The sequence below is a fragment of the Sphingobacterium sp. UT-1RO-CII-1 genome (assembly GCF_026711005.1).
Taxonomy (GTDB): Bacteria; Bacteroidota; Bacteroidia; order Sphingobacteriales; family Sphingobacteriaceae; genus Sphingobacterium.
In genome coordinates, this window is sequence record NZ_JAPPVJ010000012.1 from 1 (window position 1) to 14,124 (window position 14,124).

Here is a 14,124-nt window from a genome sequence, read left to right on the forward strand (position 1 = left end):
ACCCACCCCCCCAACCACATGTCCTGAACCTCCTACGGATCGAACCCCGGCCAGCCCTTCTGCTTCTCATCCCTCTTAAACGCAAAAAACCTCCATCTTTCGATGAAGGTTTTGCTGCGGAGAGCGAGGGATTCGAACCTTTCTCTTAACGCATTGATATTGTATCTTTTATAGACTCTGATTTTTACGGGTCTCTAAAGGGTCTCGCTAAATCAATTTCTCGTCTTCCCTACTTCGATTTTCTATTACAAATATACGAAATGAACAGCGAAATTAGGTAAGATTGAGCTAGTATTTGCATATGCAGATGGCTGATATTTGGTCAAGTATTAGCTATTTAAATCCATCTAATTTCTACTTTTCTTCCATAGGTCGTATTCTTTTTGAGGCGAATCAATTACTTTTTCGCTACGCATTTCTTGGACTTTTAATCCTTTGGGGAAATCCCTCACCAATGCATCGACCTGCCATTTTGTTAAGCTGATAAGTTCATTATAATTATAGATTCCAGATAAATTATGTTCATGATTCTTTAATATAGCCTTAGTAATTGCACTTTTTGAATTATCATTCCAAGGAATATTGTTGTTATCCATTTTATTTACATCAAAATATAATAAGGCGCATTCTTTGGATACATTATAAGTAAAAGTAGAGACGGCATTATCATTCATATCAAAATCAGCATTTGGATATTGGATCATTATTTTTTGCACAACACAGTTACACCAATTGTCAACCATTTCACCGGTGTATCCAAGCTTACTTGCTTCCTTATTAAATTCTTGTAACAATTGAGACTCTTTTAAAAGATGCCATTTAAATTTCGTTGAATCGCTATATAATAAAATGGATTCCTTGACTGGATCCATGAAGTAATTATCGGTTAGCTTAATATTATCTTTGAATGACTGTTGATCGTATTTTCTTCTAAAATTTTGTATTGCAGTTTCTTTAACTTTCTTCTTGCTTTCTGGTGTTAGTTTAAAATGTTTCAAACTCTCATCAAAAACTCTTGATACATCACTAATTAATTGATCGTAAGATTGATGAAGCCTCTGTGCTTTCAAGCTTGAAAAGGTTAATAAAGCTAATGTGAGAAAGCATATCTTTTTGATATTCATATAATGATAATTGATTTCTTCAAATATATGAATTAAGCCTTGTTATCGTAGTTAATTATAAGATTCGCATTACAACTTTACTTTCTAAGCCTAAATATGTGCATACCTCATCGAGAGTAACTAACTGGTGAGGCTCTTTGTTATTGATTCTTTTGATGCTGTTGTAGATGCGTAGGCTCTGTCGATAGCTCTTGCCTGTGATCCTGGCGATGTCCTTTGGGTAAATACAAATTCTATTCATACCAATACTTTATGTATTCTTTATCTCTACTGTTGATACGCTGATTACCTACAGCAGCTGACTAGTTTTTGATGCTACCAAGTTGGTAACAACTTGTGTTTTGTATTGGTGACTTTTCATTGTTGCAATTTACGAATTCTTTATGGCTTGATTGTGTGTATCTATGTCTATTAACGCCATATGGTATAGATTGGCTTTGTTCTACGGGCTGTTTTGTCAAGATTTGGTTCTATATCACGATTGCTGCAGCGGTGATGGATTAAATTTTTAAGGAAATGGCAAGACAATCAAGTATTATCAAATTGAAAGGTACTATCGGGGATATTACCTTTTACAAAAGTAAGGATGGGTATCTAGCCCGTCAGAAAGGTGGCGTGGATCGAGACCGCATTATGAACGACCCGAAGTTTCAACGGACGCGTGAGAATGCTCAGGAATTTGGGCGCGCTGGAAAAGCGAGTAAGACTTTGTGTACGGCAATTCGACCGGTACTGAACAAGACGCAGGATTCGCGTATGATCTCGCGCCTGGTGAAGAAGATGATGGCGGTGATCAAAGCGGATGCGGTGAGCGATCGTGGGCAGCGTAATGTGTTGGATGGTGAGCTAATCTTGTTGCAAAGCTTCGACTTTAACGGTAATGCGGGTCTTTCGGCTACGGTGTATGCGCCTTTTACGGCTTCTATCGATCGTGTTGCCGGTGTGTTGGACGTAAATGTTGCGGCATTTACTCCGGAGAGCCAGATCGTGGCTCCTGGTGGGACTACGCATTTTCGATTGATCTCGGCGGGTGTGGAAGTGGATTTTGAGAATGAGACGTTCAAATTGGCGCAGAGTTCTTCTTCTGAAATTGCGTACGGCAACACGTTGTCTGCAGCAATTCCGTTAAGCAACGATATCGGTGTGGCGGATTCGACGAAACCGTTATTTTTAGTGTTCGGCATTGAGTTCCTTCAACAAGTGAATGGTTCTTTCTACTCGTTGAACAACGGTGCGTTTAACGCATTGAATCTGGTTGCTGTAGATACGGGCGTGTAATGATAGTTCGATTATTGCGGACTTATCATGGTCAAGGTACCAATGGTGAGATTTGGGTCGATGGTGAGTTTGTTAGCTATGCTATTGAGCTGCCCTGGCTAGGTAATGTCCGCAATAATTCCTGCATTCCGGAAGGCAGGTATTCACTGGCTGAGCGATACAGTAAAAAGTTTAAATGGCATATTTTGGTGAAGGATGTTGTGGGGCGAAGTGAGATTCTATTTCATCCGGCTAATAATGCATTGAGTGAGTTGCGAGGCTGTATTGCTCCGGTTAGTCGGCTTTCTGGAGTCGGGAAAGGTTTTGAGTCTATAAAAGCCTTTAATAAGTTAAAGGAGATGGTTTATGCTTCTATTGACGCAGGGAAATCGGTGTCTTTGGAAATTATTGAGAAAGGAAAATCATGAATGTAGTTGAACGGGCTCAGGCCCCTACCCCGAAGTTTTTTAAGATACTGCGTAATATTGGTATTGTGGTGGCGACGATTGGTGGAGCTATTCTGACGGCACCAGTTGCTTTGCCTGCTGCAATTGTCACCGTCGGTGGTTACTTGGCGGTGGCTGGTGGAGTGATATCGGCGATTAGCCAGGTGACTGTTGATGATAAGCAATTGAAGAAAGATGCGGAGGGTGTGAACGATGAATAGAGCTGCTATTGGACATGGTACTTTCGGAGGTATTCTATTGGGTGTTTACCCTGCCCTGATTATGGGTGATATCCTGAAAACTATTTTGTTAGCAGTGATTGGTGCAACTGTTAGTTTTTGCGTATCTTTATTGCTAGGGTCTTTGACCGAAAGAAAAAAATAAGGTTGTGGTGACTTTATTCTCAAAAGCTCAGCGTCATGTTGGGCTTTTGTTAAAACTGATAAAAATTGGTTTTTAACACCCTAATGCCAACCATTGTAAGCACATTATGTATAGACTGATCATCAATTATTTCATTGCTTTTTCACTGGCTGTAATGATATTATTGTGTTGCGGATCATGTGCGTCACTGTCCGATAAATATCTTCAGGAAGTTGAAAAAAGAACATCTCTTCAGGCTCCACAAAGTAATAAGGAATATATTTTTGAGAACTCAGCATTTTATGTTCGCAATAGAGTTGTTTTAGACTCAACAGAAAATACACCTTATAAATATGACATGTTGTGGAGGTGTTTTGAGCCTAAGTTTGATACCGAAGGAGTTGATTGGATTGACTACCAAGTCAAAATTGAAATAGTTTCGGACAAGAAACTCAAAGCTAAATTACTGAGCTCTTATGGAGAAACTATTAAGGAACGCACCTTAAAATATGACAGAATAGGTCCCTATTATAAAATTAAGCCTAAATTCTGGCTTTGGAATAATTACATTTTGGTCAATGGTTTTGAATCTCAAATTAGCGCTTTATCACTTAGTTATAAAGATGATTTAGTTATAGTACAGCGGTCTGTGGACGGAGCATTTTTAATAGTAATGCCTTTCGCCGGCGCAGAGACATCTGACGTATATCACTATAAACCAATCTCGAAAAGATAAGAAGTCCCCTATCTGCTTTAAAAATCTATTTTATTGTATTAAGAAGAAAAAGCTAGCTTGAATTGCTTTCAAAAGAAAAAGGAAAAAAAGAAAGTCATTGCGTCAATTGCCAGTGGCTAATAAAGCAAGGTTTTTCAGGGAAATACTATCCTGCCGTGGGCGGATGGAGATTTCTTTGAAAACCTAGGCTTGACCTTGCTGTTTAGCCAGTTGCATTTATTATTACGGTCTTTTTTGTCTTTTCTATTTTTGTTTCTATATTTTGTATTTTAATTGTGTAGAATTAATAGAAATTTACTGTTAGCTATTAAACAGTTAATTTCTAGAATGTTTTTGAAAAAAAGATAATTGATGTTCAGTATTAGCCAAGAAGCTCTAAATAAAATTTTTAATGATGATACTATTTATCATTACACTAAAGCATCGACTGCGATTGATTATATACTTCACAAGAACCAATTACGATTCAACGGTACTGTTACTTCAAGTGATCCAATAGAAAGTGAGAAAGCGCATAGAGGAACTGTCGCCTTTGGAAATTTAATTGGAGCTGAACGAAGTAAAAATGTTGATGACGATTTGAGGGAGTTGCATGAATATGTAGAAGAATTAGAAACGACATTTAATATGGTATGTTTTTGTAAGAATTCAACGTGTGAAAGTAGCATGTATGGGTTCGAAGGGAACGAAGAACTTTATGGCTTTACCAAAATGAGAATGTGGGACCAATATGCAGATAGATTTAGTGGTGTGTGCATTGCATTATCAAAGGAAAAGATCTTAGAATTAAATAATGGACTTGAGTTAATTGAGAAGGATGTTGAATATTTCAAATTACGAGAGCTTTGCACTAGGAAAGTTTCCTATATTCAAGAAAATCATCTGATCAAAGTTGGAATAGATGAGTATAAGAAATTAATTAAATCAATATTAGAGGAAAGATCTTTTTTTAGTAAACATACAGATTACTCGGGCGAGAATGAGTATAGAATTGGAACCTACTTTAAAACTGAGAAATGTACTATTGAGCGAGTAAAAAATGAGTATCATTTTGACAGGACAATGATGTTGAATATTGAAAATTGTATTAAATGTATTTTTGTTTCAAGTTTTGCAAATGATAAACAAAAAAGTGATTTGTTGAATTACTCGGACAAATTAGGAATTGATCTTTTTGAAATTGACTGGAAATACGACTCGTTTAAAGTAAGAAATGTGAAACAAGAAAAATTGTTTTATGAAAACCTAAGTCCTACATCAGGTACTAGCTAATGTTTGCAGGCGTTTGCAATGAGCGCAGCGGATTGCAAAAAGCCTGCAAGCGCTAGCTCGCCGTCTGCGAGTTGAGCGAGGGTGACGGACCGAGAGGTACGTAGTACCGGGGGCCGGCATATGTTGGTGAGATTGGCTGGCGGTATTTTTGATGGCGTTGGGGTGATAAGTGTATAATTGGCTTTGTGTGGGGGCATGTGAAATAGATTGTGCTTTATGTGAGGTGGGATTCTCAAAAATAGTGACAGCGGAAAGCTCGCCAACACAAGGTGCCTAGGTATGTATTGGTCAGCGGCTATGGAGGTGATCAGGGGGCGGAAGCGTGTAGCCAAATGGAGTGTAACGAAATGCAGGTGTATCGCGGTGATGCGCCATGTGAACCGGAATAGCTGCGATGAGGTAATGACCGATCGGCAAAAATGGTGACTATCTGCGTAGCACCCGTAGGGCTGATAGGCTCTATGTTCTTGGGGATTGTATGTGGCTTCATAGTGCCTATAGGATTGGCGCTATTTTTTGCTTAGGGAAATGGACGATGGTAGCGTCGGCCACCGATGGCACCGCAGCCCGAGCGATCTGCAGGCGAGCCAAACTCGAGGCGACGGTGGATGGAACTGGGCTGAACAGATGGTGATGTAATGAAGCTTGCGGAATGGAATGAACCAGATGTGATGCGCTGTGACAGACTGAGTAGTCGCCTATGAGGAGGAGGACTGAACTGCAAGGATGATGACAATCTGCGTTAGCACCCGAAGGGCAAAGAGGCTCTATAGGATGTCTTGGTTTTCTTTATTGTAGCCTATAGTGCCTCTTTGGATTGGCGACATTCTTTGCTGAAGGACGACGAGGAATGCCTTATTTCCTTTTCTTTATTTGACCTGAACGGTGAAATCTACTTCGGTTGGAGGTGTACAGTGCTGGTCGTCACATGCCATAAATTCTACTGTTCCTTTGATAGTAGCGGTGTTGCTCTTAAGTTTAATGCGTTGCTGGAAAACAACTTCTTTGTCAAAGTAATTGACATTCATATTGAATACTTTCTCAAATGCGCTTATGGATTTTGGTTCTATTGCTTTGCCATTAAGTGTGTATGCATTCGATGCAGTGAAAGTGAATTTGGTTGGTAGAGGGCCTCCATCTGGTAGATTCTGTGAATAGAGATGCCATCCTTTGTCAATAGTAGCCTTCAGGTATATTACCGCTTCATTTTTGTTTATCTTTTTACTGGCAAATGTCCATTTGACTGGATCTAAAATTTGTGCATTTACAACATTTAATAAAAACATTGATAATACTACTAGATATATTCTCTTACTCATTTTTACTGCTTTTTAAAGTTTAAAAATTATTGAATTGATAATTGTTAAAATTAGATGTTTTAATGATTAGTAATTTTTGATGTATTCCTCTACCTCGATTATGGTTGCTCGAGCAGAACGACCTACGCCGATTAAAGTTGCGGATGCGAAACCTGTCCAGTGACCGTACCCGACCAACCATAGTCCTGGTATATTATTAGATTTCGTTCCGGAAACGTTGATTTTTCCTTCGGCATCAGTAATGTTTAAGCTTTCAAGGTGCTGTGTTGCGGGTTTAAATCCTGTACACCATACAATAGCATCAAAGTTTTCTTGCTCACCTGATTCCCATATTACTCCGTCCGGTGTTATTTCGGCAACTTTGCCTTTGCTTTGAAGAACGTCTCTTTGTCTAGCATCGACAACCGAAGGTACCATTACGATATTGGATAAATCATATTGTGGTTTATCAATTGGACGACCTTCTTTTTGCGCATTGTACATGGCAGTTGCTGTGTCAAATAGCACACGACCATCGACATGATCTGGTAGAAATATAGGAGGCCCAAGTGTCGACCATTCAGTATGAGCAACTGTGGAAATTTCGGCTAATAATTGTGCGCCCGAGTTTCCTGCACCTACAACTAATACTTTTTGCCCTTCAAAGATGTCGGGTGTTTTATAGTGTGCAGAATGCATTTGTAAACCTTTAAATGATTCTCGTCCTTTAGTAGGTGGAATAAATGGAGCCGACCAGTTTCCGGTTGCTGAGATTACAGCCTTGGCGGAATAAGTTCCTTTTGTCGTTTCAATTTGGAAGCCACTGTCTGTTTGCTTTACTGAATTGACCTTTGTCGCTCTAAGAACTGGGATATTGTATTTTGTTTCATAGTCTGATAAGTAGCGAATAGTCTCTTTTCTTGATGGGAATTTACCAATAGACTCAGGCATAAACCAACCGGGTAATGAACTAAACTGTGCTGGTGAAAATAGAGTCAGAGAATCCCATCCGTGATTCCAGGCGCCACCGGGTTTTTCTTGGTCATCCAAAATGATATAGTTCAGTTGGGTACGTCTCAAAAAATAACCGCATGCTAGCGCGCTTTGCCCTCCTCCGATAATGATTACATCGTATATTTTCATTGTCTCCTGATTTGGTGCGAGATGTTAACTATAATATTTCTTTTTGAGCCATAAGCTCGCTCTCACAAGTGCAATGAGTACCGGGACTTCTACAAGAGGGCCGATAACTCCAACAAAAGCTTGTGGTGAATGTATACCAAAGACCGCTATGGCTACTGCTATAGCGAGCTCAAAGTTATTACCGGTGGCTGTAAAGGATATCGCTGCATTCTTGTCATAAGGTACGCCCATAGATTTGTTCATGAAAAAACTGATAAAGAACATCAGAACGAAATAGACTACGAGCGGTACCGCTACTTTCAGGACAAGCATAGGCAACTGTACGATCTGCTCCCCCTTAAGGCTGAACATCAATACTATGGTAAATAATAACGCATATAAGGTAAAAGGAGAAATGAACGGTAGAAATTTACGGGTATACCAATTTTCACCTTTTATCTTTGAAAGATATCTATGGCTTAGAAAGCCTGCTAAGAACGGAACACCTAGGTATATCAGCACACTTTTGATGACTTCGCTCATCTCGATAGAAATGGCGTACTCTGCAAAACCAAAATAAGCAGGCAACACATTTATAAACAACCAGACAAACATGCTATAAAAGAGTATTTGAAAGACACTGTTCAATGCTATGAGTAATGCTGCATATTCTCGATTTCCTTTTGCTAGGTCATTCCATACGATCACCATAGCTATGCATCGGGCCAGACCAATGAGAATAACACCTACCATGTAATCTGGCTCGTTTCTTAAAAAGATAACAGCTAGAATAAACATGAGAATTGGACCTACCAGCCAGTTGAGTATCAGAGATAAACTGAGTACTTTTTTATCTTTGAACGCTAATGGCAGTAAATTGTAATTAACCTTGGCCAATGGTGGGTACATCATTACAATCAAGCCGATGGCCAATGGAATGTTGGTTGTACCAATAGATAGTTTATCCATCATATCGGATATTCCAGGAAATATATTTCCAAGGAGCACCCCCAGTGCCATAGCTAGAAAGATCCAAAGGGTGAGGTATCGATCCAGAAACTTCATTTTTACCTGCATAGTTTGTATTATTTAATTTGTGAAAAGACGTAAAACATTTCTGCAGCTATTTCTAAACTTCGGTTGTGATATACCTCGTCCTGTTGTGGAGTGTTGTCTGATATTTTCGGATCTTCAAAAGTGATGGGTATCCGCTTCTCAGCACCCGGGATAAAAGGACATCCGCCATCCGCCTGCGAACAGGTCATAATTGCTGCAAAATCAGACTGAGGGTTGAATGGATCATCATATTTTTTGGAAAACCCAATAATTGGCTGTGCATTGACATCGTACTTCAATGCATAGATAGGGTTAGCGGCTTCTGAAATAATTTGAACATCGACGCCCTGATTTCGGAGTGTGTCGGCGATTTTTGGAAATAATGCCGTCTCTTCCGTACCCCCAGAATAACAATTTACTTTTGGGATCTGATAATATGCTGCTGCAATCTGCGCCCAGACCTGGCATAGGTGGCTGCGTCTCGAATTGTGCGTGCATATAAAGTTGAGGTTTATATCTTTACCTAAATCCAGTCTTTGCTGAATGTATTCAACCAAAGGACGTAAGATGGGATTACGCCCTTGGTTGATCTCCGATTTCTGAATGAACGAAATAGTATCGGTTAACTTTGAATACATAATAGATTTTTTTTAACAACAGCCGGAGCCTGGTGTACAACTATTGGAATTAGATTCGACCACGTTCAAACGACTCGGTATTCCACAGGCGTCTTCTGCTAAGCAAGCTGTGGTTTTACTCGTTAGAATAAAATGCTTACCATTAAAGTCCAATCCATATTTACCTATAGTGCCGCTCTGGTACTCGACTTCAATCTCGTAGTCACCAATATTTAAAGTCTTTTCGGACAGTTCGATAATGTGCAATAGTTTTCCTGGTTTCAACCTGTGCTCGTAGTCGTCTGCATTCCATAATTGGAAATTGACGGTGTTTTCTGTTCGCGTTACACCACCACAATCAATAAAGTGTTTATTGATTTGGCCGACTTCGGTGACATGGAAATGTTCTGGCACAAAGGAGCCATCTTCCAATTGGAACTCTACATTCTCGAGTGTAGGTAGAATTGTTTTGATTTCTGATAGTTTCATAATATTTATTATTTTATACATCGTTATATTACGATGTAAGTGAGTAAAAAAAATGTTAACAACAATTTAAACTTATACGTTTTACGTATTGTTTGATTTTTAGATTTAGAAGAAGGATATGGGATAACCCAATGATGATCGCACCTGGTAATAAATTGTAAGCTACTAGGTGAAAATATTTATAGTTTTGAACATCACTAAAACCATGTACCAAAATCAACCCTCCGTTAGTGAGCCTGAATTTGATGACCAAAAGCACCGCGATTCCTGCGAAGTGTAGTCCATTAACCACTAAATGAATAATATATTCCCATCTTGGTAAACCTCCCATGAAAGCTCTACTGTCTTTCTCTATATAAGCATCTACAAGAAGTGTAACAATATCGAGAACGACTAACACGACTCCTGTTAGAAATAAATAATCATTTTCTATATTGACAAAGGCTGTCGCAAGTATACCTATGAACAAAAACGCTCTGATAGTGTGAACAATATGTTCAAAACGACTTTCTTCTCGATCATGCAATCTGAATTTGTAAAGATGAAGATAAACACCGTCATAAAGAGCCAAACTTACGTAGGCAATAAGCAATATAGTCGATATGAGAAAGGCAAATTCCATCCTAGCAGCATTTCTGATTATTGACTGAAACTATAATATCTGCAAAATACTGCTTCAACATCGCAAACGTTGTTTCCTCGATACAATAGCATATAGATGTACCTTCAATGCTACCTTTAATAAGGCCCGCATTTTTTAATTCCTTAAGATGTTGAGAAATGGTTGACTGAGCCAACGGTAATTCGTCTACAATATCGCTACAGATGCACGCATTGACCTTTAGCAAATACTCTATTATTGCTATACGAGCAGGATGTCCTAACGCTTTTGCAATGCTGGCAATCTTATTTTGTTGATCAGTGAAATGATTTGTCTTAGTTACTCCCATTACTACCTCTATTTATACATCGCAATATTACGATATATTTTTAAAAGATGAAAATTTTATAAAAAATATCAGAATAAAATGACAGAGTTATAACTCTCAAATGCTTGCAGATACTTTATTGTATCTTGCTGTTATTGCTTCTTTGAGTTGTGGATTTATTTGTTCAAGGACAATGAGGAAATTTTTATTTCCTTTTTTTACTATTTGTATTATTGTTGAAACAATTTGGATGTCTTCTGAAAATAGCTTTTCTTAGTCTTATGAAATTTTTCTCACTTTTACTCGGCGTTATATGCCTACTGGAATCAGTTATGATGCCACCAGTATGCAACGAACATGGAGATAGTGGTGAGTCTATTTCATCGGTGTGCAGTAAGCATAGCTGCTGTTCTGAAGAGAGCAGTAATTGTGGATCAGGAGAACACACGTCGCCAGATGATTGTGAATCGGCCTGTAGTCCATTCCAACACTGTGGCTGTTCGAAATTAGGTTCCAATGCTACGCTGATTGTTTTCTTAAGTTTACCTGAGGTATTCGATTCTGTCGTAGAACGTGAAGAAATTGTTTATCACGAGCGACTTCCTGATAGTTTTTTATCTTTAAATCATCCCCCTCCTAAGTTTTCTTAAATTTCTTTTGCTATAAATATTTTTTGAGCTTCATTTGAGATAAGACTATCGCATTGGTCATCTGTGAATGATGCATTTATTTACTTGGCGATAGGTTAAGGTCTATTAGCCACTTTAGGAATTTAAAATTTATGAAAACGATATTAACTACACTTTTGATCGCATTTATCAGCGTCATTTCTTTCAATAATTCTTTCGCACAAGAGCAAGCTGCGGAAATTAAAAAGACGAATATTAGAGTTCGTAATCTTCACTGTAATAATGATATGCCTACAATCAAGGCACAGTTGCTTAAACAAGATGGTGTAATGGATGTGACTTTTACGGAGAGAAAAACGGAAATGTCTGTTTTTACGATCAAATATCACGAAGGAGCTGTCGACAAAAATGCAATAGAGAAATTTATTGAGGATACACCTGGCTGTGATGATAAGTCTTCTAGACCTTACAAAGTTGTCAAAGGAAAAGATAAAGAGAATAAAAAGATATGAGGATAGCGTTTTTTATAACGCTATTCAGTTCATTATTTTTCAAACTTCATGCGCAGGATATCCAAGGAAAAGTCTTTGGTAAGGACGGTGCTGGAGAAAGAATTGTATTGAAGGGGGCCAGTATTAAGTGGATGGACACTGATATTGGCTCTACTTCTGACGAGAATGGCGCATTTCGTATTGGCCGTAATTCCACTGGTAGCAATAAAATAATTTTCACATATACGGGATTCAAAGCAGACACGTTGGTGTGGAATGGAAAGAGTTATATCAGTGTGGAATTGAGGAATTTGGACAATACGCTAGAGGAGGTTGAAGTGAAAGGTAGAACAAGTCCTTATGTCAATAGTGCAATAGCTAAGACTGAGGTAATCGGAATTAAGGAGCTTAGTAAAGCTGCTTGTTGCGATTTGGCTGGATGTTTCGGCACTCAGGCTTCTGTACAGGCGCACCCTACCAACGCGGTTACTAATGCTCAAGAGTTAAGACTTCTAGGTATTTCAGGGGTATACAATCAAGTCTTATTTGAAGGTATGCCTATGATTCAAGGACTAAGCTATACTTATGGTATAAGCACCTATCCTGGAAGTTTAGTGGAAGCCATTCATATTTCTAAAGGAACGACTTCTGTTCTTCAGGGATTTGAGAGTATAAGTGGACAGATTAACGTTGATGGACGAAAACCAGCTACAGCTGAGAAGTTGTTCTTGAATGTTTATACCAATAGCTTTTTGGAGAAGCACTTGAATGCGAACGTAGCTTGGGGATTAGGGAAAGATAAACATTGGAAATCTATTTTAGCGCTTCATACTGTACAACCAGGTAATAGAGTAGATAATAATGATGACAATTTTCTGGATATTCCTTTGCTGACACGCTATATGGCCTATAACAAATGGGAATATAATAATGGTAATTCTACAGGATTGACGGCAAAACTTGGATGGCGTTTTGTACATGAAAACCGAATTGGCGGGCAGAAAGACTTTAGGCCTTCTCGTGATCAAGGGAGTCTATCGATCTATGGGCAGGATGTGACGTTTACGCAACCCGAGTTCTTCGCAAAAGTAGGCTATCGTTTAAATGACAAAAGTGCTATCCAAGCTACATTTTCTGGACTTTATCATGATCAGGAATCGTGGTTCGGCAGTCTTCGGTATAGAGGTAAACAGTGGTCGGCACAGGCAAATGTACAGCATGAATGGAAGTGGATGAAAGGGAATGAACTTAAGTATGGTGTTAGTTATCGCTTGCAAGAGATCGATGAGAATATCTTGTTGACGGATCCAAATGATACTAGAACTTATGCAGGAGATTATTCGACCCGTTTGCGAGTTCCTGGCTTCTTCGCGGAAAATATGTTTGAGTCTAATGACGGTAAACTGTCTTTGATTACTGGCTTAAGAATGGATCATCACCAAAAATATGGTTGGTACCTTACGCCTCGAGCAATGGCGAAATATAGTATTAATGAAAATCATACAACGCGTGGATCTATTGGTACGGGATGGCGCCAAGTAAATTTATTTAGTGAGCAAGTCAATTTATTGGCAAGTTCGCGAGATATTATTTTCAAAGAAGATTTGGAGCCTGAAAAGGCGACAACTTGGGGATTAAGTCATACTTGGACTTTTTGGGCGGGTAGCTCAAACTTTACTTTTTCTGGCGATTTTTATCAGACGCTGTTCAGTAATCAATTTTTCCCTGACTATGATACAGATCCTACCAAAGCTTATATTAATAACTTTACAAAGGATTCTAAATCGAATGGCGTTCAACTTGAAGGATCTGTTCAATTTGTTTCAGGTCTAGAGGTGCGCGCTGCATATAATTATCTTGATGTATATCGCGATGAGAACGGTGGGAAGTATAGGCTACCATTTAACCCTAAGAATCGTGTAATGCTTGCAGCTAGCTATGTGACTCCTAATGAAATGTGGCAGTTTGATGCTAATGCTCACTGGTTTGATCGTATGTATTTGCCTAATACAGAAAGTAACCCTGAGCCTTACAGAAGGCCATCCATGTCTACACCATATTCGGTAGTTAATCTACAGACAACGGTGAAACTTGGTAAATTTGACATCTATGCCGGATGTGAAAACGTTGCAAATTATAAGCAGAAGAATGCTATAATCGGAGCGGATAATCCTTTTGGTCCATACTTTGATATCTCTTCGGTATGGGGGCCAATTCGTGGTCGTGAATTTTATCTCGGCGCGAGATTTAAACTAAAATAATTAAGATAAAGTAGCCTATTTTATAGGCTACTTT

The 14,124-nt window shown here is 38.8% G+C and carries 17 protein-coding genes; 9 read left to right on the forward strand and 8 right to left on the reverse strand.

Going from position 1 to position 14,124, the window contains the following annotated elements:
• Nucleotides 1–347: 347 nt before the first annotated feature.
• Nucleotides 348–1,124, reverse strand: coding sequence for a hypothetical protein (locus ORI89_RS18475; protein ID WP_268232001.1), 777 nt, complete (start codon nt 1,122–1,124; stop codon nt 348–350).
• Nucleotides 1,125–1,640: 516 nt separating this feature from the next.
• On the opposite strand from ORI89_RS18475, the gene ORI89_RS18480 reads away from it, so the two are divergent.
• The 6 genes from ORI89_RS18480 (at nt 1,641) to ORI89_RS18505 (ending at nt 5,198) form a co-directional block, all read left to right on the forward strand.
• Entirely contained in the window at nt 1,641–2,402 is a 762-nt protein-coding gene (locus ORI89_RS18480) for a hypothetical protein (protein ID WP_268232002.1), read from the forward strand.
• Entirely contained in the window at nt 2,402–2,809 is a 408-nt protein-coding gene (locus ORI89_RS18485) for a DUF5675 family protein (protein WP_268232003.1), read from the forward strand. The genes ORI89_RS18480 and ORI89_RS18485 overlap by 1 nt, the downstream gene beginning before the upstream one ends.
• Nucleotides 2,806–3,048 carry a hypothetical protein gene (locus ORI89_RS18490; RefSeq protein WP_268232004.1) on the forward strand — a complete coding sequence of 81 codons (243 nt, stop codon included), beginning with the start codon at nt 2,806–2,808 and terminating at the stop codon, nt 3,046–3,048. Before ORI89_RS18485 ends, ORI89_RS18490 begins: the two co-directional genes overlap by 4 nt.
• Nucleotides 3,041–3,211 (forward strand): hypothetical protein, encoded by a 171-nt coding sequence (locus ORI89_RS18495; protein ID WP_268232005.1) that lies wholly within the window; start codon nt 3,041–3,043, stop codon nt 3,209–3,211. Before ORI89_RS18490 ends, ORI89_RS18495 begins: the two co-directional genes overlap by 8 nt.
• A gap of 106 nt (nt 3,212–3,317) precedes the next feature.
• Nucleotides 3,318–3,926, forward strand: coding sequence for a hypothetical protein (locus ORI89_RS18500; protein ID WP_268232006.1), 609 nt, complete (start codon nt 3,318–3,320; stop codon nt 3,924–3,926).
• A 351-nt stretch (nt 3,927–4,277) separates the two neighbouring features.
• Nucleotides 4,278–5,198 (forward strand): DUF2971 domain-containing protein, encoded by a 921-nt coding sequence (locus ORI89_RS18505; RefSeq protein ID WP_268232007.1) that lies wholly within the window; start codon nt 4,278–4,280, stop codon nt 5,196–5,198.
• Between the two features lie 869 nt (nt 5,199–6,067).
• Here ORI89_RS18505 and ORI89_RS18510 read toward each other — a convergent pair.
• The 7 genes from ORI89_RS18510 to ORI89_RS18540 form a co-directional block, all read right to left on the reverse strand.
• Nucleotides 6,068–6,517 (reverse strand): protein-disulfide reductase DsbD domain-containing protein, encoded by a 450-nt coding sequence (locus tag ORI89_RS18510; protein ID WP_268232008.1) that lies wholly within the window; start codon nt 6,515–6,517, stop codon nt 6,068–6,070.
• A gap of 66 nt (nt 6,518–6,583) precedes the next feature.
• A complete protein-coding gene (locus tag ORI89_RS18515) occupies nt 6,584–7,639 on the reverse strand; it encodes an ArsO family NAD(P)H-dependent flavin-containing monooxygenase (RefSeq protein WP_268232009.1) in 1,056 nt (351 codons plus the stop codon).
• A 24-nt stretch (nt 7,640–7,663) separates the two neighbouring features.
• Entirely contained in the window at nt 7,664–8,695 is a 1,032-nt protein-coding gene (gene arsB / locus ORI89_RS18520) for an ACR3 family arsenite efflux transporter (RefSeq protein ID WP_268232011.1), read from the reverse strand.
• Between the two features lie 8 nt (nt 8,696–8,703).
• Complete coding sequence (locus ORI89_RS18525) at nt 8,704–9,312, reverse strand: arsenate-mycothiol transferase ArsC (RefSeq protein ID WP_268232013.1); 609 nt, start codon at nt 9,310–9,312, stop codon at nt 8,704–8,706.
• Between the two features lie 12 nt (nt 9,313–9,324).
• A complete protein-coding gene (locus ORI89_RS18530) occupies nt 9,325–9,780 on the reverse strand; it encodes a DUF6428 family protein (protein ID WP_268232071.1) in 456 nt (151 codons plus the stop codon).
• Nucleotides 9,781–9,835: 55 nt separating this feature from the next.
• Nucleotides 9,836–10,402, reverse strand: a complete 567-nt coding sequence (locus ORI89_RS18535) for a hypothetical protein (RefSeq protein ID WP_268232014.1) — start codon at nt 10,400–10,402, stop codon at nt 9,836–9,838.
• Nucleotide 10,403: 1 nt separating this feature from the next.
• Nucleotides 10,404–10,730: an ArsR/SmtB family transcription factor gene (locus ORI89_RS18540; protein ID WP_268232015.1), complete on the reverse strand. Its 327-nt coding sequence runs from the start codon at nt 10,728–10,730 to the stop codon at nt 10,404–10,406.
• Between the two features lie 311 nt (nt 10,731–11,041).
• Between ORI89_RS18540 and ORI89_RS18545 the strand changes: the two genes are divergently transcribed.
• The 3 genes from ORI89_RS18545 (at nt 11,042) to ORI89_RS18555 (ending at nt 14,090) form a co-directional block, all read left to right on the forward strand.
• The gene (locus ORI89_RS18545) at nt 11,042–11,359 is read left to right on the forward strand and encodes a hypothetical protein (RefSeq protein ID WP_268232016.1); all 318 of its coding nucleotides are present in this window, start codon (nt 11,042–11,044) and stop codon (nt 11,357–11,359) included.
• A gap of 131 nt (nt 11,360–11,490) precedes the next feature.
• On the forward strand, nt 11,491–11,850 hold the full coding sequence (locus tag ORI89_RS18550; RefSeq protein ID WP_268232017.1) for a hypothetical protein: 360 nt from the start codon (nt 11,491–11,493) through the stop codon (nt 11,848–11,850).
• Nucleotides 11,847–14,090: a TonB-dependent receptor gene (locus ORI89_RS18555; RefSeq protein WP_268232018.1), complete on the forward strand. Its 2,244-nt coding sequence runs from the start codon at nt 11,847–11,849 to the stop codon at nt 14,088–14,090. Before ORI89_RS18550 ends, ORI89_RS18555 begins: the two co-directional genes overlap by 4 nt.
• Nucleotides 14,091–14,124: the final 34 nt, after the last annotated feature.

Excerpts from the sequence above, each read along its gene's own strand:
- ORI89_RS18475 (WP_268232001.1), bottom strand. The coding sequence starts at position 1,124 with ATGAATATCAAAAAGATATGCTTTCTCACATTAGCTTTATTAACCTTT.
- ORI89_RS18480 (WP_268232002.1), top strand. The coding sequence starts at position 1,641 with ATGGCAAGACAATCAAGTATTATCAAATTGAAAGGTACTATCGGGGAT.
- ORI89_RS18485 (WP_268232003.1), top strand. The coding sequence starts at position 2,402 with ATGATAGTTCGATTATTGCGGACTTATCATGGTCAAGGTACCAATGGT.
- ORI89_RS18490 (WP_268232004.1), top strand. The coding sequence starts at position 2,806 with ATGAATGTAGTTGAACGGGCTCAGGCCCCTACCCCGAAGTTTTTTAAG.
- ORI89_RS18495 (WP_268232005.1), top strand. The coding sequence starts at position 3,041 with ATGAATAGAGCTGCTATTGGACATGGTACTTTCGGAGGTATTCTATTG.
- ORI89_RS18500 (WP_268232006.1), top strand. The coding sequence starts at position 3,318 with ATGTATAGACTGATCATCAATTATTTCATTGCTTTTTCACTGGCTGTA.
- ORI89_RS18505 (WP_268232007.1), top strand. The coding sequence starts at position 4,278 with ATGTTCAGTATTAGCCAAGAAGCTCTAAATAAAATTTTTAATGATGAT.
- ORI89_RS18510 (WP_268232008.1), bottom strand. The coding sequence starts at position 6,517 with ATGAGTAAGAGAATATATCTAGTAGTATTATCAATGTTTTTATTAAAT.
- ORI89_RS18515 (WP_268232009.1), bottom strand. The coding sequence starts at position 7,639 with ATGAAAATATACGATGTAATCATTATCGGAGGAGGGCAAAGCGCGCTA.
- arsB (WP_268232011.1), bottom strand. The coding sequence starts at position 8,695 with ATGCAGGTAAAAATGAAGTTTCTGGATCGATACCTCACCCTTTGGATC.
- ORI89_RS18525 (WP_268232013.1), bottom strand. The coding sequence starts at position 9,312 with ATGTATTCAAAGTTAACCGATACTATTTCGTTCATTCAGAAATCGGAG.
- ORI89_RS18530 (WP_268232071.1), bottom strand. The coding sequence starts at position 9,780 with ATGAAACTATCAGAAATCAAAACAATTCTACCTACACTCGAGAATGTA.
- ORI89_RS18535 (WP_268232014.1), bottom strand. The coding sequence starts at position 10,402 with ATGGAATTTGCCTTTCTCATATCGACTATATTGCTTATTGCCTACGTA.
- ORI89_RS18540 (WP_268232015.1), bottom strand. The coding sequence starts at position 10,730 with ATGGGAGTAACTAAGACAAATCATTTCACTGATCAACAAAATAAGATT.
- ORI89_RS18545 (WP_268232016.1), top strand. The coding sequence starts at position 11,042 with ATGATGCCACCAGTATGCAACGAACATGGAGATAGTGGTGAGTCTATT.
- ORI89_RS18550 (WP_268232017.1), top strand. The coding sequence starts at position 11,491 with ATGAAAACGATATTAACTACACTTTTGATCGCATTTATCAGCGTCATT.
- ORI89_RS18555 (WP_268232018.1), top strand. The coding sequence starts at position 11,847 with ATGAGGATAGCGTTTTTTATAACGCTATTCAGTTCATTATTTTTCAAA.